This window comes from Modestobacter sp. KNN46-3 (assembly GCF_011039295.1).
The window spans coordinates 14,744-41,055 of sequence record NZ_JAAKGN010000001.1 but is presented as its reverse complement, the minus strand read 5'-3'; the positions used below and the strand labels follow the sequence as shown (position 1 = coordinate 41,055).

Here is a 26,312-nt window from a genome sequence, read left to right as displayed (position 1 = left end):
AGCAGGGACGGTGCGACCGGCCCCGTCCGTGGGCGCGGGGCACCAGCGACCCATCCCGGGGCGGTTCCCGACCGATCGGTCAGGAACACCCGCAGCCTAGGTGGCCGGAGTGGCGCACGTCACTGTCCGGCGGTGTCGGCGGTGGCACCGGACGGCGATGGGCCACCGAAGATGGCCAGCAGTTCGTCCACCTCGTGGGCCGCCGCAGCGGGGTGCCGGAACGGCTGGTGCGGCTGCACGGTGTAGTGCGTGCGGCGGCCGACCCGCGTCCGCCGCACGTACCCGGTGTCCTCCAGGTCGCGGAGGATCGCCAGCGCAGCGCGGGGCGAGATGCCCACCTGCGCGGCGATCTCCGCGACCCGGAGGTCGGGGGCGCCGGCGACGGCCAGCAGGACGTGCCCGTGGTTGGTCAGGAACGTCCACCGCCGCTCACCGGTCATCGCCCGCCGTGCCCCTCTCCCGTCGTGTCCACCCGCTGCCGCCGCCAGGTCGGCTCCAGCGCCGCCGTCTCCTCGGCCGAGGCGACCCGGAAGGGCGCAGCGGCCCCCGATGCCACCGGCGTCCGGCCCTGACCACGCGTCGCCCGCAGGCTGGCCACGACCGAGACGCCGATGATCGTGGCGACGACGGCCAGCGAGATCGTCGTCGGCACGTAGAACAGGTCGACCTTCAGCATCATCTTGACCCCGACCCAGACCAGCACCAGCGCCAGGCCGGCCTTGAGGTACACGAACCGGTGCATCAGGTCGGCGAGCAGGAAGTACATCGCGCGCAGGCCCAGCACGGCGAAGGCGTTGGCGGTGAACACCAGGAACGGCTCGTCGGTGACCGCGAAGATCGCCGGGATCGAGTCGACCGCGAAGACGACGTCGGTGACCTCGATGACGACCAGCACGGCGAGCAGCGGCGTGGCGACCAGTCGCCCGCCGATCCGCACCACGAGGCGCTGGCCGTGGTACGCGTCGGTCATCGGCACGAAGCGGCGGAAGGCGCGCAGCGCCCGCGACCGCTCCGGGTCCAGGTGCTCGTTGCGCTGCCAGGCCATCCGGACGCCGGTGACGAGCAGGAACGCCGCGAAGACGTACAGCACCCAGCTGAAGCTGGCGATGAGCACCGACCCGGCGGCGATGAAGATGCCGCGGAAGACCAGGGCACCGAGGACGCCGAGGAAGAGCACCCGGTGCTGGTACTCCCGGGGCACGGCGAAGTACGTCAGCACGATCGCCCAGACGAACACGTTGTCCACGGCGAGCGACTTCTCGATCAGGTAGCCGGCGAAGTACTGCTGGCCGTACTCACTCCCCGCCTGCCACCAGACGACGGCGCCGAACGCGACGCCGAGCGCGACCCAGACGGCCGACCAGCCGGCGGCCTCCCGCACGCCGATCACGTGCGCGTTCCGGTGGGCGAAGAGGTCGACGGCGAGCATGACGAGGATGACCGCCAGCACGGCGAGCCAGATCCAGAGGGGGACGTCCACAGGGCACCTTCCGGTCAGGTGCGACCGGAGGTCTCCCCCGCTCCCGGACACCCGCCCAGGAGCCCCATCCCGCCGGGCCACGAGGGCCGTGCTGACGACGAGGTGGCGTTGGGGTACTCCCCTCCACGACGAGGACAAGTGAAGCGGACTTCACCTGTCTCCGCCAGAGCGGAACACCCGGCAGCTGGGCGAGCACGTCCCCGGTCGGGTCCGAGGACCCTGCCGGGACGCCGCCGACGGCTCTACCGTCGGGGGCGCACCGCCGAGGACACTGCCGGCGACACCGCCGACGACGAGGAGGAGCCGTGCAGGTCAGGGACGTGATGACACCCGAGGTGGTCACCGTGGGGCCGGACACCTCGGCGAAGTACGCGGCCGAGGTCATGGCCGAGCGGGGCTTCGCCGCCCTGCCGGTGGTCGGCGAGGACGGCGCCGTGATCGGGATCGTCGCCGAGGCCGACGTCCTCCGGGACCGGCTGCCGCCCGACCCCCGGCTCCACCTCCGCCGGTCGCCCGTGCCCGACACGCCACCGGCCCTGCTCGTGCGCGGGGTGATGACGACGTCGGTCCGCACGGTGCCGGTGACGGCGGACGTGTCCGACGTGGCGCGGCTGTTCGTCGACGCCCGGCTGCGCAGCGTGCCGGTGCTGGACGGGGAGCGGCTGGCGGGCATCGTCAGCCGCCGGGACCTGCTGCGCCCGCTGGCCCGCCCGGACGAGGAGATCCGGGCCGACCTGCTCCGGCTGGTGGAGAGCTACACGCAGGAGACCGGCAGCTGGGCGGTGGAGGTCGCCGAGGGCGTCGCGACCGTCCGGCGGTCCCGCGGCGCCCCGGGGGCCGACGGCGAGCGGGCCACCGTCGAGACCCTCGCCCGGACCGTCCCGGGCGTCGTGGCCGCGCGCGTGCTGCCCGACGACCAGGGACCGGACAGCCGGCCCCCGGGCTGACTGCCCCGCCGCGGCCACGGGTCGAAGGTCCTGGGCAGCCGGGACCCGGGACCCCGGCGCGCACCGCCCTTCCCCCCGGACGAGCCGCACGACGCCGAGCCGATCGGCTCGTCCGTGGGCGCCCGTGGACACCGGGTGCTGCCCGGGCGACTGGACCGGGCCCTGCTCGGGTCGGCGAGCTGGCCATGGTGACCGCGCTGCGCGCTCCCGACGGCGACTCCCGCGACTGGGCGGCCGTGCAGGCGTGGGCCGAGCAGATCGCCGAGAGCTCGCCGGCGCGGTGAGCTCCTCGGCGGTCTCCTCCCCGCCGTCCTGAGGCCGGCTCCGTCAGGAGCGGCGGACCGGGCGCCCGGCCTGGCCGGTGGTCCGGTCGACGGGCTGCCGGCCCACGGCGGCGGGCGGGAACACCACCGGGACGTCGGCCTCGTGCGCCAGCCGCTCGGCGACGCTGCCCAGCAGCCGGCGGGAGAAGCCCCGTGCGCGGCGCCCGAGCACGAGGACGTCGGCGGCCTCGGCCCGGGCGATCTCCAGCAGCACCCGGGCGGGCTGTCCGCAGCCGATCTCCAGCACGGCGCCCTCGGGCAGCCAGCCCGCCCGGTCGGTGAGCAGGTCGTCGGCCGCCCGCCGCCAGGGGTCGTCCGGGAACTCGGCCACGTCGGGGTCGAGCACGCTCACCAGGACGAAGGCCGCCCCACCGCCGGCGAACAGCCGCCCCGCCTCCCGTACCGCCTCGTCCGACTCGGCGGAGCCGTCCACGCCCACGGCGACGGTCAGCCGGTCCGGGTCCTCGTTCCGGGGGCTCCCCTCCCCGCGCTCCAGCACCGCGACGTCCCGTCGGGCCCGTTCGGCGGCGATCGGGATGAACAGCGGGCCCAGGACGGCGCCCATCAGGTACCACCCCCAGTGGCGGTGGCCCTGCCGGGCGAGCAGCACCATCACGGCGGCGAGCCCGGCCAGGACCCAGAGGGCGATGACGACGGCGACGTAGGCGACGGTCTCCACGAGCGCTCCGTTCCACTGCGACGAGTCGGGCCGGACGGCGGCGGTGCGCTGCCGCCCGCGCCTCCAGGCTCCCCGCCCCGGGCACCCGGCACAGGGGGCCCTCGTCCTGCCCGCCTGGGACGTTGGCCCCTGCCGGCCCGCGCCCAGCACCGAGATCGTCGACGCCGACACCCCCGTCGTCGAAACGGAGATCACCATGAAGGCCGCCGTCGTCACCGAGCTCGGTGCCCCCCTCCAGGTCCGGGACGTGCCCGTCCCCCAGCCGGGGCCAGGTCAGGTGCTGGTCCGGATGGAGGCCAGCGGCCTGTGCCACACCGACATCCACGCCGCGCGCGGCGACTGGCCGGTCAAGCCGACTCCCCCGTTCGTCCCCGGGCACGAGGGCATCGGCGTCGTCGAGGAGCTCGGCGAGGGCGTGACCGCACGGGCGGTCGGTGACCGGGTGGCGATCGCCTGGCTGGGCTCCGCCTGCGGGCAGTGCCGGCACTGCATCGGCGGCTGGGAGACCCTGTGCGAGTCCCAGCAGAACTCCGGCTACTCCGTCGACGGGGCCCTGGCCGAGTACGCCGTCGTCGCCGCCGACTTCGCCACCCCGGTCCCCGAGGGCGTCTCCAGCTCCGACGCCGCCCCGCTGAGCTGCGCCGGGGTCACCACCTACAAGGCGATCAAGGTGGCCGGCGTGGCCCCGGCCGAGACCGTGGCCGTGTTCGGCATCGGCGGGCTCGGGCACCTGGCCCTGCAGTACGCCCGCATCGCCGGCGGCTTCGTCGTCGCCGTCGACGTCCAGGACGACAAGCTCCAGATGGCCCGCGAGCTCGGCGCCGACGAGGTGGTCAACGCGGCCACCACCGACCCGGTCGCCGCGATCCAGGCCCTCGGCGGCGCCGACGTCGCGGTGGCACTCGCCGCCTCACCGGCGTCGTTCGACCAGGCCTACCGGTCGCTGCGCCGCGGCGGCCGGCTGGTCTGCGTGGCCCTGCCCGCCGACGGCACGATGCAGCTGCCGATCTTCGACACCGTGCTGTCCGGCAAGTCCGTGATCGGCTCGATCGTCGGCACCCGCAACGACCTCACCGACGTCTTCGCCCTGCACGCCGCCGGCCGCACGAAGGTGATCACGGTCGACCGCAAGCTCGACGACGTCAACGAGGCGATGGCCGACGTGCTCGCCGGACACGTCCCCGCCCGCATCGTGTTCCAGTTCTGACCGCCGCGGGCCGCGTCGGGTGCCGCTCAGTCGCCGAGCAGCCGGCGCAGCGACGTCCGGACCGACCACCGGGCCACCCGCAGCGGGACACCCACCGCAGCGATCGCCAGGTGTGCACCCCACCGCAGCAGGTCGCGGTACTCCGCCGGAGGCGCATGCCCCACCGGTGCATGCCGGGGGGCAGGCGCGGGCTCGGCTGCGGGTGCAGCCGGCGGTGGCGCGGGGGCGAGCACGTCGAACGCGGTGCGCCGCCGCGGGTCCCGGAGCGAGTCGAACGACGGGATCGCCGGGGCATCCGGCGACTCCTCCTCGACCGGCTCCGGCTCCGTGGCTCCCGCGGAGCCGGTGGTCGGCTCGGGCACCACGGCGCGGATCGCGGCGAGCGACCCCGGGCCCAGGCCGGCGATCCCGGCCAGCTCGGCCCGGGTGAGCGCCGCGAGCTCGGCCACGCTGTCGACCCCCGCGCGGTTCAGCACGGTCACCGTCCGCGGCGGCAGGCCCAGCTCGCGGAGGGTCGCTCCGGGCACACCGCTCGGCGTCCTGTTCGACATGGGGCCAACGTAACGCCGCCGGGCGCCACCTGGACGCGCGCCCCGGCCCGCCGACGACGTCGGATCGCCGTCCGGGCCGACTCCTGCCACCCTGACCGCGTGACCGGGGTCGAGCGCAAGACCATCCAGCGGACAGCGAGCGACCGGTCCTACGCCGGCCACTCCGTGCACGCCGCACCAGGTGTCCACGAGTACGCGGTGACCCTGGTGCAGGCCGCGCTCCCGCAGGGCGGCCGGGTGCTGGAGGTCGGGGCCGGTTGCGGTGCGCTGGCGATGCGGCTGAAGGATGCCGGCTTCGACGTGGTGCCGACCGACCTAGAACCGCCGCACGACTGGATCACCCGGCTGGACCTGGACCACCCGGAGCTGACCGAGGAGACCCGGGGCCCCTTCGACATCGTCGTCTGCGTCGAGACGCTGGAGCACGTGGAGAACCCGCGGCAGGTGCTCCGGTCGATCCGGTCGATGCTGCGGGTCGGGGACCGGCTGCTGGTCAGCACCCCGAACGTCACCCACCCGCACTCGCTGCTGAAGACGGTGCTGCGGGGCGCCCCCGTGTTCTTCGGACCGGGGCACTACTACCAGCCCGGGCACATCACGCTGCTCCCCGACTGGATGCTGACCGAACACGTCCGACAGGCCGGGTTCGACCAGCTGGAGGTCCGGACCGCCGGCTCGATGGACTACTCCGGCCTGCGCCGTCTGGTCCACCGGGTGGAGCTCCGGCTGCTCCGGCTCGTCGGGCTGCGGGCACACGCCGCGGACGGCGAGGGGATCTGCGTGTTCGTCAGCGCCGTCGCGGTCTGAGCACCTGGAGCCGGGCAGGTCAGCCGGGCGCGGGGAAGGACCGGTCGCCGAAGAGGATGCGCCGCGCTGCCGCCTGCCCCAGCGGGGTGCGCAGCGCGGTGAAGGCCGCGGTCGCCATGGCCGGCGTGCGCACCTGGGCCAGCCCCCGGCGCAGCAGCAGCCGCCCGCGGAAGCTGCTGCGCAGCGCCGCGCCGTCGTACCGGTCGAGCGCCTCGGGCCGCCCGGTCCGCAGGGCCTCGTCCAGCACGTCGGCGGCGTGCTCGGACAGTCGCAGGCAGGGGTCGAGGCCGCCGGCGGTGAGCGGGGAGACCGCGCCCGCGGCGTCCCCCACGAGCAGCCCGTCGGTGCAGCCGATCCGGCGCAGCAGTCCGCCGACCGGGATCGGGCCCCCGCGCAGTTCGACGTCGTCCGGCCGCGACACCCCGGACAGGCCGGGGGCGCGGGCGCCGAACCGCTGCACGGCCCGGCGGAGGCCGTCGGGGAAGCGGTCGGCGTAGCCGGCCACCCCCACGTGGGCGTGCTGCCCGTCGTTGACCACCCAGGCCAGGTATCCGGGCGCCAGGGAGGGGTCGAGCACGCAGTGGAAGGCAGGCGGCCCCGCGCTGCCGGGCACGGCGAAGACCTCCTCCGCGCCGACCAGCAGGTGCCGGTTGCGGTCCAGGCCCAGGTCCCGCGCGACCCGGGAGCGGGCTCCGTCGGCACCGACCACGAACCGGGCGCGCACCCGGACCGGGCCGTCCGGGCCGGTCAGCAGCGAGTGGTCCGCTGTCCGACCGGAGTACCGCGTGCCGAGCGCCAGCCGCACGCCGGCGTCGGTCGCGGCGCGGGCGGCGGCCCGGTACAGCCCGCCCATGTCGCCCACCCGGTACTCGTCGCGGCCGCTGTCCAGCGTCACCGGGCGGCGCAGTGACGGCGGGTGGAGCACCACCCGCCGGATCGGTGGCCCGAGGCAGTCGGGCGGCAGCGGGAAGTCGTCGAGGGTCTTGCGGACGAAGATCCCGGTCGTCCGGATCGCGCCGCTGAGGCCGGGACGACGTTCGGCCAGCAGCACGTCGTGGCCGCGCCGGGCGAGCAGGGTGGCGGCGTGCAGCCCGGCCAGCCCGGCGCCGACGACCAGCACGTCCGCGCACTCCTCGGGCTCCATGGATCGATCCTCGATCCTCAGCTATCGAAAGTCAATCGACTCGCCGCCTCCCGGTAGCGTCCCGGGGATGCCGGCGGCCACGCTCCAGCGGGACCCTGCGCGGCGGAAGCTCGACGCGCTCACCTTCGGGCTGTTCACCGTCGCCCTGGGCACCAACATCCCCACGCCGCTGCTGCTGGTCTACCGGCGCACGCTGGACCTCTCCGACGCCGACGTCACCGCCGTCTTCGGCTGCTACGCGATCGGCCTGATCGCCGCGCTGACCCTGTCCGGGCCCGCCTCGGACCGGTTCGGCCGGCGGGCCCTGGTCCTGCCGTTCGCCGTGCTGGCCGGCCTGGTCTCCCTGCTCTTCCTGCCTGCCGTCGACCACCTGCCGCTGCTCTACGCCGGGCGGCTGCTGCAGGGCGTCGTCTCCGGGGTGGTCTTCTCCGTGGCCAACGCCTGGCTGCAGGAGCTGGCCGGCCCGGACGGTCAGCAGTCGGCGGCCACCCGGGGCGCGGTGTCCACGTCGCTGGGCTTCGCCGTCGCACCGGCGATGAGCGGGCTGCTCGCCCAGTACGGCCCGGCCCCGACCACGCTGCCGTACCTGGTGCACGTCGCCGTCCTGGTCGTCGGGCTGGGTGCGCTGGCCACCGTGCCGGAGACCGTGCAGGCCCGCCACGGCGGCAAGCTGATGACGCTGGGCCTGCCCCCGGAGGCCCGCCGCCCCTTCTGGGCGGCGCTGGCACCCACCGCCGTCGGGGTGTTCGCGTTCCCGACGATCGCAGCGACGCTGCTGCCGCTGCTGGTGGTCCCCGACGGGGTGGGCGTCGCCTACGCCGGGCTGGTCGCGGGGCTGGCGCTGGGCGCCAGTGCGGTCGCCGCCCGGCTCGGCCGGCGCGCGGCACGGGGTGCGGCACCGCTGGGGATGGTGCTCGCCGCGGTCGGGCACGCCCTCGGCGTCGCGGCGATCGTCACCGGTTCCGAGGCGCTGCTGCTCCCCTCGGCGGCGCTGCTCGGCGGTGCGGGTGGGCTCTGCCTCACCGCGGGGCTGACCCTCACTGCCCGGCTGGCGCCTCCGCAGGCCCGGGGCGCCATGAACAGCGCCTTCTACGCGTTCGCCTACGCCGGGTTCGGCACCCCGCTGCTGCTGGCCTGGCTGGGCTCGACCTTCGGCACGGTGCCGGCGATGACCGCCTTCCTCGCCGTCCCGGTAGCGCTGGCCGGCTGGCTGTGGCTGGAGCTCCGGCGCCGGGGCTGAGGGGCCCTTGCCTCCCCACCGTGTGGCCCACGACACTCCCGGGATGGCGAACGCACCGCTCGTGGTCGGCACCGGCCCCCGGAAGGTCCTGGCACTGCACGGCTGGTTCGGCTCGGCGACCGGGTGGGGGCCGTTCGCCGACCTGATCGACGAGGAGCGGTACAGCGTCCTGTTCCTCGACTACCGCGGGTACGGCGCGCGCCGCGCGGAGGACGGCGAGCACACGCTGGCCGAGATCTCCGCCGACGCCCTGGCCGCCGTCGACGCGCAGGGGTGGTCGTCGTTCACCGTCCTGGGGCACTCGATGGGCGGCAGTGCGATGCAGCGGGTGCTCGTCGACGCCGGCGGCCGGGTCACCGGCCTGATCGGGGTGAGCCCGGTCCCCTCCACCGGCGTCCCCTTCGACGAGCAGGCCGAGCAGCTCTTCCGCGGCGCCGCGGGCGACCGGGGCAACCGGTACGCGATCCTCGACCTCACCACCGGCGGCCGGCTGAGCCGCACCTGGCTCGACCGCATGGTGCAGATCTCCTTCGACCAGTCCGACCCCGCCGCCTTCGGCGCGTACCTGGACGCCTGGGCGGGCACCGACTTCTCCGCCGAGGTGCAGGGCGACCCGGTGCCGGTCCGGGTCGTGGTGGGCGAGCACGACCCGGCGCTCAGCGCCGCGGTGATGGAGCAGACCTTCCTGCAGCAGTACCCCAACGCCTCCCTGGAGGTGCTGACCAACGCCGGCCACTACGCGATGTTCGAGACGCCCGTGGCGCTGCTGACCACCGTGGAGCGCTTCCTGGACGACCTGTGACCGCGCCGCAGGAGACCGCCCCCCTCCTGGACCCGGCCACCTACGAGACGGGCCCACCGCTGGCGGAGCTGGCCCGGCTGCGCGCGGCGGGCCCGGTCGCCTGGGTCGACGAGCCGGCCGGTCCCGGCTGCTGGCTGGTCCTCCGGCACGCCGAGGTCGAGCGGGTGCTCAAGGACCCCGCCACCTTCTCCTCCTGGCTCGGGGCCACCCAGGTCCAGGACGCCGGAGACCTGCCCTGGGTCCGCCGGATGATGCTCAACATGGACCCGCCGGACCACTCCCGGCTGCGCCGCCTGCTGACCCGGTCGTTCACCCCGCGCGCGGTGGCCGCGCTCACCGCCTCGATCGAGGCCACCGCGGCCGCACTGGTCGACCGGATGGTCGACGGTGCCGACGATGGCATGGTCGCCGGTGCCAGCGAGGGCATGGTCGCCGGTGCCAGCGAGGGCCGCTGCGACTTCGCCAAGGACGTCGCCGCCGACCTGCCGCTGGTCACCCTCGCCGACGTGCTCGGGGTCCCGGCCGAGGACCGCCGGCTGATGTTCGACTGGTCGAACCGGGTGATCGGCTGGCAGGACCCCGACTACGCCTCCTCGGCGGCGTTCGACGCCAGCACCGGCACGGCCATGGCCCGGCAGGCGGTGGCGCTGCGCCCGGTGCCCGACGCCGACGGGCGGCTGCCCGACCCGCGCACCCGCGCCGGCATGCCGGACCTCTACGCCTACGCGCGGCTGCTCGCCGAGGAGAAGCGCCGCACGCCCGGTCGGGACGTCATGTCGATCCTGCTGGCCCAGACCGACGGGGACGACCCGCCGGTCAGCGACGCCGAGTTCGAGAAAATGTTCTGGCTGTTCGCGGTGGCCGGCAACGAGACGCTGCGCAACGGGCTGCCCGGCGGGCTGATCGCGCTGCTCTCCCACCCCGAGGCGATGGCCCAGCTGCGCGCCGACCCGGGGCTGCTGCCCGGAGCGGTCGAGGAGATGCTGCGCTGGTGGACGCCGGTGATGGTGTTCCGCCGGACCGCGACCCGCGACGTGACCATCGGTGACGCCCGGGTGCGGGCCGGGGACAAGGTGGTCGTCTCCTTCACCTCGGCCAACCGGGACGAGCGGGTGTTCGCCGAGCCGGAGCGCTTCGACGTCCGCCGGGCGCCCAACCCGCAGCTGTCCTTCGGTCACGGGCCGCACTTCTGCCTGGGCGCCCAGCTGGCCCGGGTGCAGATGCGCGCGCTGTTCGCCGAGCTGCTGCGGCGCACCAGCGTGCTGGAGCTCGACGGGCCGCCGGCGCTGCTGCGGTCGAGCTTCCAGCGCGGGGTGAAGCGGCTGCCGATCCGCTGGGTCGCCGCCTGAGCCGGGCAGACTCGCGGCGACCGGGTGTCACATCTGCGCTCGCGGCGGTGCTGTAGGGGCATGGACCTCGTTCGGCACGGAGCCCCGGCGGCGGTACGGCTGCCGATGCCGGGGCGCACAGCGGATCGGGTCGAGAGGGAGGACAGGACGGTGGCGGGTGCCGTGACGGGTGCCGTGTCCGGTGCCGTGCGGTCCGACCTCGGCGAGGTGTTCCGGCGCGACTACCCGCAGGTCGTGGCCGTGGCCGCCCGGGTGCTCGGCTCCCGGGACGAGGCCGAGGACGTCGCCCAGGAGGTCTTCCTGGCCTTCGGCCGGTCCACCGTGCCGGCCGCCGAGGCGCCCGGCTGGTTGTCCGTCGCCGCCGTCCACACCGCGCTCAACCTGATCCGTTCCGGGCGGCGCCGCGCGTCCCGGGAGGAGACCGTGCACCGCCTCGGCGACGTCACCACCCCCGACGTCGCCGAGGCGGTGCTCACCCGCGAGGACCGCAGCCGCGTCCGGGCCGCGCTCGGCGGGCTGCCCCGCAAGCAGGCCGTGGTCCTCGTGCTCCGGCACAGCGGCCTCAGCTACGCCGAGGTCGCCGCGGCACTCGACATGTCCCCCGGCAGCGTCGGCACCACCGTCCGACGCGCCGAATCCGCACTGCGCAAGGAGCTGACCCGTCATGCGTCATCCGACTGAAGGCACGCTGCGCCGCCTGCTCGACGAGCCGGCCGGCGTCCCCGACCCCGACCGGGCGCACGTCGCCGGGTGCCCGCAGTGCCTGGCGGCGCTGGCCGCCACCCGCCGGGACGCCGACCTCGTCGGCGCCGCGCTGGCGACCGAGGGCAGCCCCGACGTCGACGCCGGCTGGCGGCGGCTCACCGCGGCCCTGCCCGCCGCCGCGCCGGCCGCCCGGCCGGAGCGCGTCCGGCCGAGCCGGTCGCGCGGGTTCCTGCGCCGGCCGGCCGCCGCGGTGCTCGCGGTCGGCGTCGTCCTGGCCGGTGCCGGGACGGCGGCCGCCAACGACTGGCTGCAGGTCTTCCGCACCGAGGAGATCGCCCCGCTGAGCCTCACCACCGACGACCTGGTCGCGCTGCCGGACCTGAGCGCCTACGGCGACGTCGAGCTCACCGGCGACCCGGACGTGCACGAGGTCCCCGACGCGGCCACCGCCGCGGAGGAGTCCGAGCTGGACGTGCCCGAGGTGGCCGATCTGCCCCGCGGCGTCGCCGGCGAGCCGACGATCTCGGTGGGCGGCCAGCTCAGCGCCACCTTCACCTACTCGGCCGACCGCGCCGCGCAGGCCGCCGCCGCGGCCGGCGAGGTGCTGCCCCCGCCGCCGCCCGGCCTGGACGGCAGCTCGGTGCGGCTGGTCGCCGGGCCGGGCGTCGCCCAGGTCTGGTCCTCCGAGTCCGGGCTCCCCGCTCTCGTCGTGGGCCGCGCCGTCGCCCCGTCGGCGTACTCCTCCGGCATCCCGTTCGAGACGGTCCGCGACCACCTGCTGTCGCTGCCCGGCCTGCCCGACGACGTCGCGGCGCAGCTGCGGAGCTTCACCGGCGACGGCTCGACCCTCCCGCTGCCCGTGCCCGCCGAGCTGGCCACCAGCTCGACGGCGGAGGTCGACGGCGAGGAGGCCACGGTGCTGACCGGCAACGACGGCGCGATGGCGGCCGTGGTCTGGGTCTCCGACGGCGTGGTGACCGCGGTGGCCGGTTCGCTGGACACCGAGGAGCTGCTGTCCGTGGCGCGGGACCTGCGCTGAGCATGAGCACCGTGGACAGTGGTGCCGGGGTGCAGGCCGCCGCCGACCTGGTGGCCGGCCTGCCCCCGGCACCGGCGGCCTGGGGCACCGGGCTGCGCAAGCAGTACCGCAGGCACCTGGCCGTCGAGGACGTGTCGCTGCAGGTGGGCCGGGGCGAGATCGTCGGGCTGCTCGGGCCCAACGGCGCCGGCAAGACCACCGTGATCAAGATGCTGCTCGGCCTGGTCCGCCCGGACGCCGGCGAGGCGATGCTGCTCGGGCAGCGCTCCGCCGACCCGGCCGCCCGCGCCCGGGTCGGCTACCTGCCCGAGCTCTTCCGCTACCAGCCCTGGCTGACCGCGGCCGAGGTGCTGGCGCTGCACGCCCGGCTCTCCGGCGCCGGGGTGCCCGCCGCCGAGCAGCGCGACTGCCTGGCGCTCGTCGGGCTGTGCGGCCGGGGCGACGACCGGGTGGGCGGGTTCTCCAAGGGCATGCAGCAGCGGCTGGGGCTGGCGGTCGCGCTGGTCGGCCGGCCGGAGTTCGTGGTGCTGGACGAGCCGACCAGCGCCCTGGACCCGCTGGGCCGCGCCGACGTGCGCGACATCGTGCTCGAGCTGCGGTCCCGTGGGGTCGCGGTGCTGCTCAACTCGCACCTGATCGGTGAGGTCGAGCGGGTCTGCGACCGGGTCGTCGTCCTGGACCGCGGCCGGGTCGCCGCCTCCGGCACGCTTGCCGAGCTGCTCGGCCAGCGGGAGGTGCGGCTGCACCTGACCGACCTTTCCCCCGCCGCGCAGCAGCGGCTCGCCGCCCTCGGCCGGGTCGACCGGGAGGGCGAGTGGTCCACCGTCGCGCTGTCCGCCGACGACGACGGGACGGCGGTGCCCGACCTGGTGCGTGACCTGGTCTCCCTCGGGGCGCTGGTGCACGCGGTGGAGCCGGTGCGGATCAGCCTGGAGGAGCGGCTGCTCGGCATCCTGCGGGACGGCGCCGCGAGCCGTGCGGCGGGCCCGTCGTGAGCACGGCCCGGACGGTGCTGACCATCGCCGCGCTCACCCTGCGCGAGGCCTCCCGCCGGCGGGTGCTGCTCGCGCTCGTCGCGCTGACCGTCGGGCTGCTCGGGCTGAGCAGCTGGGGCTTCTCCCGGCTGGCGGCCGAGTCGCTGACCAGCGGTGAGGCCCGGCTGACCGCGTCCATCCTGCTGAACCTGGTGATGTTCGGCTACAGCCTGGTCGCCGCGCTGGGCACCGCCTTCCTGGCCGGCCCGACGCTGTCCGGGGAGACCGAGTCCGGCATCGCGCTGTCCATGCTCGCCCGGCCGATCCGTCGCTCGGCGTTCCTGCTGGGCAAGTGGCTGGGGCTGGTCGCGTTCGGCAGCGGCTTCGTCGCCCTGGCCGGGCTGGCCCAGATCGTCGTCGTCCGGGTGACCGTCGACTACTGGCCGCCGGCGCCGGCGACCGCGCTGGCCCTGCTCGCCGCCCAGACCGTGGTGCTGCTGACCCTCACGGTGCTGCTCGCGACCGTCATCTCGCCGATGGCCTCGGGTGTGGTGGCGGTCGGCCTGTTCTGCACGACCTGGGTGGCCGGGGTGGTGGGCGCGATCGGCGAGGCCCTGGGCAACGACGCCGTCGGTCGGGTCGGGAGCGTGTCGCGGGTGCTGCTGCCCACCGACGGGCTTTGGCGCGGGGCGATGAACGCCTTCCAGGACCCGTCGGCGATCGTCCAGTTCGGCGGGGCCGACGAGGGCGCCGGGGCCTTCCCGTTCCTCAGCACGGCGCCGCTGACCCTCACCTACCTGGGCTGGGCGGTGCTGTGGGTGGCGATGGTGTGGGCGCTGGCCGCGATGTCCTTCGTCCGCCGCGACCTCTGATGGCCGACCCCGGCGCGGTCGTGCTCCAGTTGCCGTTCCGGGGCACCTGGCGGGTGGAGAACAGCCCGGCGCGGCGGGTGCCGAGCCACGGCACGCACCTGTTCGCCACCACGTACGCCATCGACTTCACCGCCGTGCGGGGACGCCGGACGGCGACCACCCGGGACTGGCGGTCGCTGCTGGGCACCGAGCCGGTGGACCGGTTCGTCGGCTTCGGGCAGCCGGTGCTGGCCCCGGCGGCCGGGCGGGTGGTGTCGGTGCACGACGGCGAGCCGGACGGCGTGGCGCGCCGCTCGCAGGCCGCCCGGGTGCCCTACGCCCTCACCCAGGCGAGCCGGGCCCGCGGCGGCGCCGGCGCCCTGGCCGGCAACCACGTGGTGCTCGAGCTCGAACCCGGGGGCGCCCACGTCGTGCTGGCCCACCTGCGCGAGGGGTCGCTGCGGGCGCGCCCCGGCGACCTGGTGACGGCCGGCCAGCCGCTGGCCGAGTGCGGCAACTCGGGGAACTCCACCCAGCCGCACGTGCACGTCCAGGCGATGGACTCCGCCGACCCGTTCACCGCCCGCGGGCTGCCGCTGGCCTTCCGCGGCCACCGGTCCTGGCCCCGTGACGGGGGCCCGCCGGTCGTCGTCCCGCTGGGCGTCCCCGCGGAGGGCGCGGTCGTCGAGCCGGTGTGACGCCGCCTCACCAGCTGCCGCCGCCCCCTCCCCCGGCCGCGCCGCCCACGTAGGTCGAGCCGGTCCCGCTGCCGGCGCTCGCCGGCGGGGAGAGCGCCGGGTTGTCCGGGGCCGAGAACGCCAGCAGCGCCGGCCACACGCCGACGTGTCCGGCACCGTGCGCGGGCACGTACCAGGACGGGGTGGCACCGGGGCGGGCCGCCTGCACCGCGGTGGTCCACTCCTCCGCCACCCCGAGGGCCACCGCGTGCGGCAGGTACCGGACCCGGAGGTCGGTGCGCGCCGCACCGGCGAGGTCGGCCAGCTGGTCCGCGTCGGCGGACCACGGCCCGTCGGAGGTGGCGAGCTGGTCGCGGAACGCGGCCGCCCGCTCGTGCACCTGGGCGCCCTCCGGGGTGCGCTGGGGCATCCGCCCGGCCAGCCCCAGCAGGACCAGCCCGGCGAGGACGACGCCGGTGCCGGCCAGCGCCCACGTGCTGGTGACGGCCAGGACGACGGTCAGGACGACGCCGGCCACGAGCACCCCGGCACCGAGGGCGTACCAGCGACGCCGGACCGCGGCGGGGTCGGCGCGGAACCAGCCCAGCTCCACCACGTCCCGGTACACCGCCGCGCAGGCCCGGGCCGCGATGGCCGGGAACCGTGACTGCAGGTCCGACAGGAGGACGACCTCGCCGTCGGCGAAGACGTCGTCAAGGAGCAGCTGCTCGTAGAGGCGCAGCCCCCGCTGGTCGGCCGGCGTGCGGACCAGCCGCCAGTCCGGGGGGACGTCGGCGTCCGGCTCGTCGTCGGCAGGATCGACGGCGACCTCCTCGATCCGCAGCTGGCCGCGGACGGCCAGGTCCAGCAGGGTGGCGAGGACCTCGTGCCGCTGGGCGCGGCCGTCGAGCACGGTGCCCAGCTGGGCCGGCCGGGCGTCGTGTGGCGGGGTGAGCTGCGGGGCCCGCGGCCCGGATCCGGCCGGGCGGCTCCGCCGGGCCCGCAGCAGCGGCGGGACGACGAGGAGCAGCAGCCCTCCGACGGCCAGCCCCGCGGTCGCCGGGGTGAGGCGGAAGGCCTGCGCCGGGCTGAACGTCTCCTCGAGCACCGGCTCCGCGCCGGCGAAGGTGCCCGCCGGGTAGGTGGCGCTCACCGTCACGCCCTCCCCCGGGTCGAGCCCGCCGGCCTCCGCGCGCACCGCACCGACGGCCTCGACGTCCATGGGGCAGGCGGTCAGGGCGTCGTCCGTGCCGACCACGCAGTCCCCCGAGACCGGCGCCGCGCCCGCCGGGCCGGTCAGCCGGACGTCCACCTGCTCGATCGGCACCTCCCAGCCGGTCCCGACCGCGTTCCAGGCCACCCGGTCGCCGTCGTCCCCCGGGTCGGCGACCCCCTCGACCCGGTAGCGGAGCACGTAGGTGTGCTCGCCGGTGACCTCGGTGTCCTCGTCCCCCACCCGGACGGTCAGGACGCCGTCCTCGCTGGTGACCTCGGTGTCCGCGGGCGCACCCGTGGGGCTCTCCACGACGACGTCGCTGATCGGGTAGAGCCGGTCGCGGGTCTGCTCGAAGGGCGCCCGCTCGGGGATCAGCCGCTCGATGCCGTGCCGCTCGGAGTCAGCGAAGTCGTAGGCGATCGTCTCCTCGACCTCAAGTGAGCCGTCGGCGTCGGCCACCAGGTCGACCTCGTAGGAGCGGATGGCCTCGGCCTGGCCGTCGTCCGTGCACCCCGCCAGCAGCAGGGCCGGGAAGACCAGCCCGGCCACCGCCGCCCGCCGTCCGTCCGCACTCATGTCGCACCGTCCTCGTCTCGACCGCCGTGCCCAGGTGAGGGCGTGCGGAGTCTCCCCGACGCCCGAGGTGTCCGGGCACGAGGCGCGGCCGCGCGCTCGCCGGAGAACTGTCGGCACCCCGTGCTGGCATGGCCGGGTACGCCACAGCACACACCCATCCACCGGAGGCTGTCGATGAGGATCGTGGTCACCACCCCGACCGGGCACGTGGGCTCCCGCGTGGTCCGGCTGCTCCTGCAGGCCGGGCTGCGGCCCACCCTGCTGCTGCGCTCCCCGGAGAAGCTGGACCCGCAGACGCGGGAACGGGTCGACCTCGTGGTCGGTGACCAGGGCGACCTGGACACGGTGCTGCGGGCGACCGAGGGCGCGGACGCCCTCTACTGGGTCGACCCGCCGACGCTGGACGACGACCCGGTCGCCACGTCCACCCGGATGGGCGCGGTCGCCGCCCGCGCGGTGCGGGAGAACCAGGTGTCCCGGGTCGTGTTCCAGAGCAGCGTCGGCGCCGAGAAGCGCCACGGCGTCGGGCAGATCGACGGGCTCGCGCGCACCGAGGAGCAGCTGGAGGAGACCGGCGCCGCGGTGCTCCACCTGCGCTGCGGGTACTTCTTCACCAACCTGCTGTCCGACCTCGACGGGCTGCGGGACGGCGTGCTGCGCACCACCATGCCGACCGACCGGCCGATGCCCTGGGTCGACCCGCGGGACATCGGGGAGGTGGCGGTGGCCAACCTGCTGTCCCCGGGCTGGTCCGGCCGGCGGGTGCTCGCCGTGCACGGGCCGGAGGACCTCACCTTCGAAGCAGTGGCCGGGATCGTGGCCGCCGCCACCGGCCGGGCGGTCCGCGCCGAGCAGATCGGTGACGACGACCTGCGCGCCGGCCTCCGGGCGGCGGGGCTGTCCGAGGCCCAGGTCGAGGGGTTCGTCGGGATGTCCCGCGGCCTGCGGGAGGACTTCGTCCCCGCCGACCCGCGCTCGGTGCTCACCACGACGCCCACCACGCTGCGCTCCTGGGCCGTCGAGCACCTCGCGCCGCAGCTCTGAGCCGGCGCTGCGGCGACTGGCCGCTCCCGGGATCCGACGTAGCCTCGGTGGGGTGAGTCTCGCACCGGCACCGATCCTCAGCCTGGACCACCGCTTCGCCCGGGAGCTGCCCGAGCTGGCCGTCGCCTGGCAGGCCGACGACGCCCCCGATCCCCGACTGCTCCTGCTCAACGAGCCGTTGGCCGCCCAGCTCGGGCTCGACCCCGCCACGCTGCGGACCGCCGAGGGGCTGCGCCTGCTGGTCGGCACTGCCGTCCCGGCCGGGGCCACCCCCGTCGCCCAGGGCTACGCCGGGCACCAGTTCGGTGGCTTCGTGCCGCGGCTGGGCGACGGCCGGGCGCTGCTGCTCGGTGAGCTGACCGACGTGGAGGGCCAGCTGCGCGACCTGCACCTCAAGGGCTCCGGGCGCACCCCGTTCGCCCGCGGCGGCGACGGGCTGGCCGCGGTCGGTCCGATGCTGCGCGAGTACGTGATCAGCGAGGCGATGCACGCCCTCGGCATTCCCACCACGCGCTCCCTGGCCGTGGTCGCGACCGGGCGCTCGGTGCGCCGGGAGACGCTGCTGCCCGGCGCCGTCCTGGCCCGGGTGGCGAGCAGCCACCTGCGGGTGGGCAGCTTCCAGTACGCCCGGGTCAGCGGGGACGCCGAGCTGCTGCGCCGGCTGGCCGACCACGCGATCAGCCGGCACCACCCGGACGCCGCCCAGGCCGAGAACCCCTACCTGGCGCTCTTCGCCGCGGTGGTCACCGCCCAGGCCGAGCTGGTGGCCCGGTGGATGCAGGTCGGGTTCGTGCACGGGGTGATGAACACCGACAACGTGACCATCTCGGGCGAGACGATCGACTACGGGCCGTGCGCCTTCCTGGAGGCCCACGACCCGGCCACGGTGTACAGCTCGATCGACCACGGCGGGCGCTACGCCTACGGCAACCAGCCGATCGTGGCCGAGTGGGACCTCGCCCGGCTCGCCGAGGCGATGCTGCCGCTGCTCGCCGAGGAGCAGGAGCCCGCGATCGAGCTCGCGGTGGCGGCGCTGGGTGAGTTCCGGCCGCAGTACGACGCGGCCTGGTCGGCCGGCATGCGCGCCAAGCTCGGCCTGCCGGAAGGGCTGGACGACGCGGTGGCCGCGCCGCTGGTCGAGGAGTTCCTGACGCTGCTGCAGGCCGGCCACGTCGACCACACATCCGGGTTCCGGCTGCTCGGCGCCGCCGCCCGCGGCGACGTCGACCCGGTCCGCAACCTCTTCCTCGACCTGGCCTCGTTCGACGCGTGGTCGGAGCGCTGGCGCGCACTGGCCCCGGACGCCGACGCCATGGACCGGGTGAACCCGCTCTACATCCCGCGCAACCACCTCGTCGAGGAGGCGCTCACCGCGGCGACCGGCGGCGACCTGGCCCCGCTGGGCCCCCTGCTCGACGCCGTGACCCACCCGTACACCGAGCGCCCGGGCCTGGAGCGGTACGCCACCCCCGCCCCCGCCGACTTCGGCGCCACCTACCAGACCTTCTGCGGCACCTGACCCGCCCTCGACCACCAAAATGGCCATTTTGGTGGCAGGCGGGCGTCAGCCCGGGGGACGGGTCAGGGGTCGGTGGTCAGGCGGGCCAGTTCGACGACGGCGGCGACCAGCTGGTCGCCGTCCAGCAGGACGGCGTCGTTGTGGTCGGCGCCGGGCACCTCGATCGTGCGGTGCAGCTGCCCGGCGGCAGCGGCCACCGCTCTGCTCTGCTCCGGCGGCACGATCGAGTCGGCGGTGCCCAGGACGACGGTGGTGGGGACCTCGACCCGGGCGACCTGCTCGGCCACCGGGTAGCGGTCGCGCAGCAGCAACCGGACCGGCAGGAACGGGTAGTGCTCGCTGCCGACGGCGGCCAGGTCGACGAACGGCGAGCGCAGCACGAGCCCGGCCGGCGGGTGCGCGACGGCCAGCTCGGTGACGACGCCGGCGCCCAGGCTCTCCCCGTAGTACAGCAGCCGCTCGGCCGGGACCCCGCCGTCGGCCAGCAGCCAGTCGCGCGCCGCACGGACGTCGAGGGCCAACCCGGCCTCGGTCGGGCTGCCCGGGTTGCCGCCGTACCCGCGGTAGTCGAACAGCAGCACCGCCAGCCCGGCTGACGACAGTGCCCGGGCCAGCGGCGCCCGGACCCCGCGGTGGCCGCCGTTGCCGTTGGCCGCCAGCACGGCCGGTGCGTCGGCCGTCGGCCCGGGCACGAACCACGCGCCGAGGGTCAGCCCGTCGGCGGTGGTCAGCTCGACGTCCCGGCCACCGGGGACGACCTCGGCTGCGGCCGGCACCGGGCCGTCGTCGGGCAGGTACACCAGGCGGCGCTGGAACGTCCACAGCAGACCGACCACCACGATCAGCACCATCGCGCCCACGAGGGCGGCCCGAAGTACCGCCCGCAGCACACCCACATCGTGGCGCTGCGGTGCCGGACCCGCCAGCCCCGGCGCCCGCAACCGGCCGTGTTCCCGAGCCCCAGGACCCCTGACGCCAGCCCTGCCGATACAGACCGGGCAGTGGTGCCGGAGTGTCCCTGAGCGGCCCATCTAGGGACACGCGTCGAAGCGCGCGAAGGAGCGGGGACTCACCCCAGCCGGTACCTGGAGGGGTATTACGCCTCTTCGCACGGAATGGGTCGTTAGCTCCGCGCCGCGCGCCGATGCTTGCGCCCGCGACGGGCCATCACCTGTTCGGTGATGGGGTCGACGGTTGTGGCCAGGGCGTCGGTGATCGCCCAGATGGTCTGGATCCGGGGGCTCTGCAGGGCGTCGTGCCGACTCATGGGACGCCCGAGGATTGCCGGGACGTCTTCCCCGTCAGGAAACGACAAGGTGACGAACGCATCCACGGCGAGGACCCCTTGGGGCCGCGGCCTCCAGATGCAGGAGAACGTCTCGTGGTCGCTGAAGTCTGCATCGTCGCCCCAGGAGCCGAGGATGACGTCCAAGGCGACTTCGTGCTCCGGGTGTCCGTGGCAGACGGCGTAGTACGTGGCCACAGTCGGGCCGTCGTTGGGCTCATGCACGTAGCCGGTGACCCGGGCGAAGTGACTGTCGCAGTCCGCGCAGTACTGCGTCTCGACTGTGTAGTCCTGCGTGTCTAGAGGTTGCTGACGACGTCGCAGAAGGGGCACTGCCACACGCTACGTCCCCGTGGCGTACCGCCCGAGGAAGCGCGACCAGCCTGGCAAGCAAGTCCCCCCTGAAGCCGCCCTCTGGGCGGCCGTTGCCGACCGAGTTCCTAGCGGTAGTTGACGTGCGGGTGGTCGAAGTGGTTGGCCGTCACGCTGCCCCGGTCCTCCATCTGCTTCCAGGAGCCACCGGGCGAGGAGAGCATCCGCTGCTCCCAGATGATGTAGTCGACGCCGAGCTCGGCCCAGTTGGCCACGTGGTAGGCGACGATCGCGTCGCCGAGGGCGGCGTCGGACATGACCATGTAGTCCACCGCCAGCCCCGACGGGTGACCGTGCGGGTCGGCGGCGCTGGGCCGGGTGCCGCCCAGGGTGATCGAGCCGGCGCCGGGCACGTTGCTGACCACGGCGTTCGCGGCAGCTTGCGCCTGCGGCTTGATCGGTCCGGCGCTGTTGGTGATCTTCGCGATCGCGGACACCGCCGTGCCGGCCGTCGAGGCGGCCCCGGCTGCGGGCTTGGCGGCGGCACCGGCCCGCGCCGGTGCGGCGGGCTTCGCGGCAGCCGCCTTCGCCTCCGCCTCCGCAGCAGCCGCTGCCTCCGCGGCGATGCGAGCGGCCTCCGCCTCTGCGGCGGCCGCTGCCTCGGCGGCGACGCGGGCAGCCTCGGCCTCGGCGGCCTGCTGGTCGAGCACGGCCTGGTCGGCCGCCGCCTGCGCCTGCTGGGCGGCGGTCTGCTCCGCCTCCCGGGTGGCCCGGCTGGCGGCCAACTCCTCGAGCGGCCGCAGGTCCTCGGTCCCGTCGACGGCGCCGGACTGGGCGGCCAGCCCCAGCTGCTCGGCGACGCTCACCGGCTGGGAGGCCACGGGGTCGGCCTGGGCCGCTGGGCCCACGCCGACGACGACGTTGACCAGGACGGCTCCGGCCGCCGCGATGCCCAGGTAGAGCCCGGGGCGGCGCATGCCGGCCGGCGGACGGCGTCGGCCGGTGGCGGCAGAGGTGGTGGTGCGGGCGCGCATGGGCAGGAGTGCTCCGAACAGGTGTCTTCCGATGGCCGCCTACCAGGTCAGCTGACGGGTTCGGGCGGGAAGCAGCCCTACCCGGCCCGGACGGTCGTCCGGGCGCGGGATTCACCCCAGTGGTGCGGTGGGTCCCCGGCTCGCCCCGGAGGGCGACTCGGCGGCGTCCGGTCGGGCTCCCCGGGTGGGGACGTGGCGACCGACTGGACCCGGCCAACGTAACGGCGTTATGTAGTCGTGACAATCCGTTGCCCGCATTTCATCGGGTGACGGTGGTCGCGTCACTCTCCGGACACACGCGTCCCATCCGTCACCACCGGCGGTGCTCGGTCAGCGCACCGACAGCTCGACGACGGACCGGCTCCCGCCCCCGGCCGCGGTGGCCGCCCAGGCCTCCTCGACCCGCGCCAGCGGGAGGACGGCGTGCTCCACCCGGAGCTGCCCGGCCGCGGCGTGCCGCAGCACCGCGGTCAGCGCGGCGGCCCGCTGCTCGCCGGTGAGCGCGTTGTTGGTGTAGCCGAGCACGTCGATGCTCCGGCTGCGCAGCACGGCGGAGGAGAACTCGGCGGCGTCCCCGGCCGCGCCACCCAGGTTGACCAGCCGCCCACCGGGCGCCAGCACCGAGCACGCGGCCGCGGCCACGGCGCCGAACACCGGGTCGACGACGAGGTCGACGTCCGAGCCGACCGTCTGCCGGATCCGCGCAGCCAGGTCGCCGCCGTCCCCGGTGAGGACGACGTCCTCGGCGCCGGCCCGGCGGGCACGGTCGGCGGCGGACGGCGAGCGGCAGACCCCGACCACCCGCCCGGCCCCCAGCGCGCGGGCGGCGCCGAGCGCGGCCTGACCGACCGCACCTCCGGCACCGAGCACCAGCACCCGCTCCCCCGGCTGCAACCGGCCGCGCCAGGTCAGCGCCATCCAGCCGGCGACCGCCGACAGGCCCAGCGCGGCCACGACCGGGTCGGGCAGGTCCCCGGCGAGCGGGACGACGTCGGCGTCCGGCACGGCGCAGAGCTCGCCCAGGCTGCCGTCGCCCGGGCTCATCCCCGCCGAGGTGGCGAACCAGACCCGGGTGCCGGGCGTCAGCACCGCCGACGACACCACGACCCCCACCCCCTGCACACCTGGTACGTAGGGCACGGCCGGACGGCCGAAGTACGACGTCCCGGAGGCGCAGAGGAGGTCCAGCGGCACGACCGGGGCGGCGGTCACCCGGACCAGGGTCCGGCCCTCGCCGGGCACCGGGTCCGGGTGGTCCACCAGGGCGGGCGGCTCGCCCGGCCGGGTCAGGACGGCGGCGCGCACCGGCTCAGGTCGCGATGTCGGGATAGGGCATGGAGATGTGCTCCATCGCCTTCCCGTAGGCACGCTGGTACTCCATCGGCCCGTGGTCGCGCTCGAACAGCGCGATGAACAGGGTGAGCGTCAGGAACGGGTGCGCGCCCATCTGGAACAGCGCGACGTGGTCGTGCTCGGCCAGCGCTCGCCGCTCCTCGTCGGTGAAGGCCAGCCAGGTGGTCTTCTCCGCGGGGATGCAGTTGAGGATGGTGTTGGCCATCTCGGCCTCCCACCAGGTGACCGTGCCGGCCGGGTCCTCCCGGTAGCGCTCGGTCAGCTCGGGGTCGCGGTCGACGGTGAACAGGAACTTGTCCAGCAGGTACTTGCTCATGCCGACACACCGCCCGTGCTCGGGACCCCGTTGGGGTACCAGGTGAAGTACGCCTCCATGGTGTGGAACAGGTCCAGGGTGTCGACGTGGTCGGCCTTTGCGCCCTCGCCGGCCACGCCCATCATCAGCATGAAGTCCATGAACCCGTGGGTGGCGTTGCCCGGGTGGTGCAGGGACTCCAGGGAGACCTCGGCCAGGCAGCCCTCGATGTCCCCGCTGGCGATCCACTCGACGGCCTTGCGGTCGAACTCCGGGTCCGGCCCGTGCTCGCCGAACTGGCGCGGCCCGCCCAGCTCCAGGGACAGGTGCCCGGTGCCGATCACCGCCACCCGCTTGTCGCTCTCCCAGGACTCGACCATCTCCCGGATCGCCCGGCCCAGCTGGACGAAGCGCTTCGGCTGCGGCAGCGGCGGGGCGAAGATGTTGGTGTAGATCGGCACGATCGGCAGGTCGGCCTGCGGGCGCAGCGTGATGATCGGGCAGGTGATGCTGTGGTCGATCCGCAGCTCGTTGCTGAAGGCCAGGTCGAAGTCCCGGTCCAGCCCGTCCCGCAGCAGGTGCGCCGCCAGGTCCTCCTCGCCGCGCAGCGTCATCTTCGGCAGCCCGAACTCGCGCTCCTCGTTGTGGAAGTTGGCGTCGAAGAACGGCGCCTTGCCCACCAGGAACTGCGGCATGTTGTCCAGCCACAGCTGGTGGAAGTGGTCACTGCCGACCATCACCAGGACGTCGGGCTCCGCACGGGTGAGCGTCTCGCGGAACGCCTCGATCTTCGCCACCCACTCGTCGGCGAACGGCGGCCGGTCCGCGCCGGTGGCGGTGCTGGCCCGGTAGTAGAAGGGGTGGTGGGTGGACGCGATCACCGCGGCCAGTTCAGCCATGACTGTCTCCGTTGAGGTCAGGGAGGTACGGGTCGGGGGCGACGGACCGGTTGTTGAGGTCCACGGACAGGAACACGTCGTTGGCGACCGGATGCCGCAGCTCTTCGGCGAGCTGCCCGATCAGCCCGGCCGTGCGGGCGAGCAGCGCGAAGCCGCGGAGCAGCTGCAGCGGCAGGCCCAGGTCGGCCAGCGCCGCACCGCACACCCCGGCCCCGTTGAGCGGCAGGGTCTTGCCGAGCACCTGGGGGTGGACCCGGCCGATCGCGGCGAACAGCGACAGGTGCGGGCCGAACAGCCCCTCCTCGGTCGCGATCTCGAACAGCCGGGGGGTGCGCGGGTCGCCGTCCTTGTGCACGTGGTGGCCGAGCCCGGGGACGAAGCGCCGCGCCGCCCGCTGGGCGGTCACCGTCTCGAGGGCCAGGGCGTCCCAACCCGCGTCGTCGGTCGGCAGCGCACCGTCCACGCCCTTCAGCACGTCGTCCAGGAAGCGGCCGGAGTCCTCGGTGACGCCGAGGAACCGGGAGCCACCGCCGAGCAGGCCGGCGGCGAGCGCCCCCTGCACCGAGTCCGGTGCCGACAGGTAGGTGAGCCGGGTGACGATGGCGGTCGGGGTGAAGCCGTGGTCGGCGAGCGCGGCCAGCACCGCCTCGAAGACCCGGGTCTCCCCCGGTGTGGGCCGCCGCTGGGTGGCCAGCCAGAAGGCCAGCTCGCCGAAGCCGACGGTGCCCATGACGTCGCGGGCCAGGTCGGTGCCCAGCAGCGTGATCGACTCGCGGCTGGAGGCACCCAGCGCGGTCGGGTACTCGGGGGTGGTCACGCGTCCTCCTCGGTGGCCAGCCACCGTCGCAGCTCGGCGCCGTGCTCGTCCAGGGCCGGCGGTGGCAGCCGGTAGTCGGCCGGCGTCTCGGAGAAGGTGATCGGGTGGCGGACCGACGGCACTGCCGCCTCACCCTCCCCCACGGTCACCACCGGGTCCAGGCCGATCGACTCGGCGAAGGCCACCCCCTGGTCGACGGTGTTGATCGGCCCGCAGGGCACGCCCGCGGCGATGATGTCGTCGAACCAGTCCCGCTTGGACCGGGTGCTCAGCCGCTCGACCAGCAGCGGGCGCAGCTCGTCCCGGTTGGCCGTGCGGTCCTCGTTGCGGGCGAACCGCGGGTCGTCGGCGAGCTCGGGCACGCCGAGCACCTCGACCAACCGGCGGAACTGGCCGTTGTTGCCGGCGGTGATGATCAGGTCGCCGTCGGCGCACGGGAGCGGCTCGTAGGGGAACAGGCTCGGGTGGCTGTTGCCCATCCGGAACGGGACGACGTCACCGGCGACGACGGCGCTGGCGTGGTTGACCAGCCCGGACAGCGCGGAGGACAGCAGGTTGACCTCGACGTGCTGGCCGCGGCCGGTCTCGTGCCGGACGTTCAGCGCGGAGAGCACGCCGATGGTGGCGTGCAGGCCGGCCATCACGTCGAAGACGGAGATGCCGGCCCGGAACGGCTCGCCCTCGGGGTCGCCGGTGAGGCTCATCAGGCCGGAGATCGCCTGCACGATCAGGTCGTACCCGGGCAGCGGCGCACCGGCCGGCCCGCTGCCGAAGCCGGTGATCGAGGCGTAGACGACGCGGGGGTTGGTCGCACTGACGCTGGCGTAGTCCAGGCCGAAGCGGCCGAGCCCGCCGGTCTTGAAGTTCTCGATCACGATGTCGGCGCGCCGGGCCAGCTCCTGGGCCGCGGCGGCGTCGGCGGGGTCCTTGAGGTCCAGGGCGATGGAGCGCTTGTTCCGGTTCACGCCCAGGTAGTAGGTCGACACCCCCTCGCGCACCGGCGGCGCCCAGCTGCGGGTGTCGTCGCCGCTGGGGCTCTCCACCTTGACCACCTCGGCGCCCATGTCGGCCAGCAGCATGGTGGCGTAGGGCCCGGCCAGGACCCGGGAGAAGTCGGCCACCAAGAGGCCGGACAGCGGCCCCCGACCCGGCGCGGAACCGGGCGGCAGTGGGTGTTCGGTCATCGG

27 protein-coding genes and 1 riboswitch are annotated in these 26,312 nt (G+C 75.1%); of the genes, 13 read left to right on the top strand and 14 right to left on the bottom strand.

The annotated features are described in order from the left end of the window. Window positions 1-119: 119 nt before the first annotated feature. Together G5C62_RS00205 and G5C62_RS00200 are read right to left on the bottom strand one after the other, a co-directional pair. Window positions 120-440: a winged helix-turn-helix domain-containing protein gene (locus G5C62_RS00205; protein WP_036336131.1), complete on the bottom strand. Its 321-nt coding sequence runs from the start codon at window positions 438-440 to the stop codon at window positions 120-122. After that, entirely contained in the window at window positions 437-1,480 is a 1,044-nt protein-coding gene (locus G5C62_RS00200; protein WP_164699668.1) for a TerC family protein, read from the bottom strand. The genes G5C62_RS00205 and G5C62_RS00200 overlap by 4 nt, the downstream gene beginning before the upstream one ends. Window positions 1,481-1,785: 305 nt before the next feature. Between G5C62_RS00200 and G5C62_RS00195 the strand changes: the two genes are divergently transcribed. Beyond that, entirely contained in the window at window positions 1,786-2,427 is a 642-nt protein-coding gene (locus G5C62_RS00195; protein WP_164699667.1) for an HPP family protein, read from the top strand. 327 nt (window positions 2,428-2,754) lie between these two features. Here G5C62_RS00195 and G5C62_RS00190 read toward each other — a convergent pair whose 3' ends face one another. Then, window positions 2,755-3,429: a universal stress protein gene (locus G5C62_RS00190; RefSeq protein ID WP_164699666.1), complete on the bottom strand. Its 675-nt coding sequence runs from the start codon at window positions 3,427-3,429 to the stop codon at window positions 2,755-2,757. Between the two features lie 196 nt (window positions 3,430-3,625). On the opposite strand from G5C62_RS00190, the gene adhP reads away from it, so the two are divergent. Further along, window positions 3,626-4,636 (top strand): alcohol dehydrogenase AdhP, encoded by a 1,011-nt coding sequence (gene adhP / locus G5C62_RS00185; protein ID WP_164699665.1) that lies wholly within the window; start codon window positions 3,626-3,628, stop codon window positions 4,634-4,636. A 26-nt stretch (window positions 4,637-4,662) separates the two neighbouring features. Here adhP and G5C62_RS00180 read toward each other — a convergent pair whose 3' ends face one another. Beyond that, on the bottom strand, window positions 4,663-5,187 hold the full coding sequence (locus G5C62_RS00180; RefSeq protein WP_164699664.1) for a DNA-directed RNA polymerase subunit alpha C-terminal domain-containing protein: 525 nt from the start codon (window positions 5,185-5,187) through the stop codon (window positions 4,663-4,665). A gap of 99 nt (window positions 5,188-5,286) precedes the next feature. Here G5C62_RS00180 and G5C62_RS00175 point away from each other — a divergent pair, with 99 nt between their 5' ends. Continuing rightward, window positions 5,287-5,994, top strand: a complete 708-nt coding sequence (locus G5C62_RS00175; RefSeq protein WP_164699663.1) for a bifunctional 2-polyprenyl-6-hydroxyphenol methylase/3-demethylubiquinol 3-O-methyltransferase UbiG — start codon at window positions 5,287-5,289, stop codon at window positions 5,992-5,994. Window positions 5,995-6,013: 19 nt separating this feature from the next. Here G5C62_RS00175 and G5C62_RS00170 read toward each other — a convergent pair whose 3' ends face one another. Beyond that, window positions 6,014-7,138 (bottom strand): NAD(P)/FAD-dependent oxidoreductase, encoded by a 1,125-nt coding sequence (locus G5C62_RS00170; RefSeq protein WP_164699662.1) that lies wholly within the window; start codon window positions 7,136-7,138, stop codon window positions 6,014-6,016. Between the two features lie 67 nt (window positions 7,139-7,205). Here G5C62_RS00170 and G5C62_RS00165 point away from each other — a divergent pair, with 67 nt between their 5' ends. From G5C62_RS00165 to G5C62_RS00130, 8 genes are all read left to right on the top strand, one after another. Next, complete coding sequence (locus G5C62_RS00165) at window positions 7,206-8,378, top strand: MFS transporter (protein ID WP_164699661.1); 1,173 nt, start codon at window positions 7,206-7,208, stop codon at window positions 8,376-8,378. A 43-nt stretch (window positions 8,379-8,421) separates the two neighbouring features. Further along, window positions 8,422-9,180, top strand: coding sequence for an alpha/beta fold hydrolase (locus G5C62_RS00160; protein ID WP_164699660.1), 759 nt, complete (start codon window positions 8,422-8,424; stop codon window positions 9,178-9,180). After that, window positions 9,177-10,529, top strand: coding sequence for a cytochrome P450 (locus tag G5C62_RS00155; RefSeq protein ID WP_164699659.1), 1,353 nt, complete (start codon window positions 9,177-9,179; stop codon window positions 10,527-10,529). The genes G5C62_RS00160 and G5C62_RS00155 overlap by 4 nt, the downstream gene beginning before the upstream one ends. Before the next feature lie 150 nt (window positions 10,530-10,679). Further along, a complete protein-coding gene (locus G5C62_RS00150; protein ID WP_241175636.1) occupies window positions 10,680-11,210 on the top strand; it encodes a sigma-70 family RNA polymerase sigma factor in 531 nt (176 codons plus the stop codon). Then, a complete protein-coding gene (locus G5C62_RS00145) occupies window positions 11,194-12,273 on the top strand; it encodes a hypothetical protein (protein WP_164699658.1) in 1,080 nt (359 codons plus the stop codon). Before G5C62_RS00150 ends, G5C62_RS00145 begins: the two co-directional genes overlap by 17 nt. A gap of 2 nt (window positions 12,274-12,275) precedes the next feature. Next, complete coding sequence (locus tag G5C62_RS00140) at window positions 12,276-13,268, top strand: ABC transporter ATP-binding protein (RefSeq protein ID WP_164699657.1); 993 nt, start codon at window positions 12,276-12,278, stop codon at window positions 13,266-13,268. After that, a complete protein-coding gene (locus G5C62_RS00135; protein WP_036340953.1) occupies window positions 13,265-14,119 on the top strand; it encodes an ABC transporter permease subunit in 855 nt (284 codons plus the stop codon). The genes G5C62_RS00140 and G5C62_RS00135 overlap by 4 nt, the downstream gene beginning before the upstream one ends. Next, on the top strand, window positions 14,119-14,796 hold the full coding sequence (locus G5C62_RS00130) for a M23 family metallopeptidase (protein WP_164699656.1): 678 nt from the start codon (window positions 14,119-14,121) through the stop codon (window positions 14,794-14,796). Before G5C62_RS00135 ends, G5C62_RS00130 begins: the two co-directional genes overlap by 1 nt. Window positions 14,797-14,803: 7 nt before the next feature. On the opposite strand, the gene G5C62_RS00125 is transcribed toward G5C62_RS00130, so the two are convergent. Continuing rightward, entirely contained in the window at window positions 14,804-16,567 is a 1,764-nt protein-coding gene (locus tag G5C62_RS00125) for a DUF2207 domain-containing protein (RefSeq protein WP_164699655.1), read from the bottom strand. 174 nt (window positions 16,568-16,741) lie between these two features. On the opposite strand from G5C62_RS00125, the gene G5C62_RS00120 reads away from it, so the two are divergent. Beyond that, window positions 16,742-17,611 carry an NAD(P)H-binding protein gene (locus G5C62_RS00120; protein ID WP_164699654.1) on the top strand — a complete coding sequence of 290 codons (870 nt, stop codon included), beginning with the start codon at window positions 16,742-16,744 and terminating at the stop codon, window positions 17,609-17,611. A 52-nt stretch (window positions 17,612-17,663) separates the two neighbouring features. Then, complete coding sequence (locus tag G5C62_RS00115; protein ID WP_164699653.1) at window positions 17,664-19,130, top strand: YdiU family protein; 1,467 nt, start codon at window positions 17,664-17,666, stop codon at window positions 19,128-19,130. Between the two features lie 62 nt (window positions 19,131-19,192). Here G5C62_RS00115 and G5C62_RS00110 read toward each other — a convergent pair whose 3' ends face one another. From G5C62_RS00110 to G5C62_RS00075, 8 genes are all read right to left on the bottom strand, one after another. Then, on the bottom strand, window positions 19,193-20,020 hold the full coding sequence (locus G5C62_RS00110; protein ID WP_241175635.1) for an alpha/beta hydrolase: 828 nt from the start codon (window positions 20,018-20,020) through the stop codon (window positions 19,193-19,195). Between the two features lie 233 nt (window positions 20,021-20,253). After that, window positions 20,254-20,748, bottom strand: coding sequence for a hypothetical protein (locus G5C62_RS00105; protein ID WP_164699652.1), 495 nt, complete (start codon window positions 20,746-20,748; stop codon window positions 20,254-20,256). Between the two features lie 107 nt (window positions 20,749-20,855). After that, a complete protein-coding gene (locus G5C62_RS00100; RefSeq protein ID WP_241175634.1) occupies window positions 20,856-21,761 on the bottom strand; it encodes a hypothetical protein in 906 nt (301 codons plus the stop codon). A 21-nt stretch (window positions 21,762-21,782) separates the two neighbouring features. After that, window positions 21,783-21,934, bottom strand: a riboswitch (cyclic di-AMP (ydaO/yuaA leader). A gap of 157 nt (window positions 21,935-22,091) precedes the next feature. Next, window positions 22,092-23,066, bottom strand: coding sequence for a zinc-binding alcohol dehydrogenase family protein (locus G5C62_RS00095; protein WP_164699651.1), 975 nt, complete (start codon window positions 23,064-23,066; stop codon window positions 22,092-22,094). Window positions 23,067-23,070: 4 nt separating this feature from the next. Next, window positions 23,071-23,430: a hypothetical protein gene (locus tag G5C62_RS00090; RefSeq protein ID WP_164699650.1), complete on the bottom strand. Its 360-nt coding sequence runs from the start codon at window positions 23,428-23,430 to the stop codon at window positions 23,071-23,073. After that, window positions 23,427-24,308, bottom strand: coding sequence for an extradiol ring-cleavage dioxygenase (locus G5C62_RS00085; RefSeq protein WP_164699649.1), 882 nt, complete (start codon window positions 24,306-24,308; stop codon window positions 23,427-23,429). Before G5C62_RS00085 ends, G5C62_RS00090 begins: the two co-directional genes overlap by 4 nt. Beyond that, window positions 24,301-25,125, bottom strand: a complete 825-nt coding sequence (locus tag G5C62_RS00080) for a citryl-CoA lyase (RefSeq protein ID WP_164699648.1) — start codon at window positions 25,123-25,125, stop codon at window positions 24,301-24,303. The genes G5C62_RS00085 and G5C62_RS00080 overlap by 8 nt, the downstream gene beginning before the upstream one ends. Further along, window positions 25,122-26,309, bottom strand: a complete 1,188-nt coding sequence (locus tag G5C62_RS00075) for a CaiB/BaiF CoA-transferase family protein (protein WP_164699647.1) — start codon at window positions 26,307-26,309, stop codon at window positions 25,122-25,124. The genes G5C62_RS00080 and G5C62_RS00075 overlap by 4 nt, the downstream gene beginning before the upstream one ends. Between the last annotated feature and the right edge of the window lie 3 nt (window positions 26,310-26,312).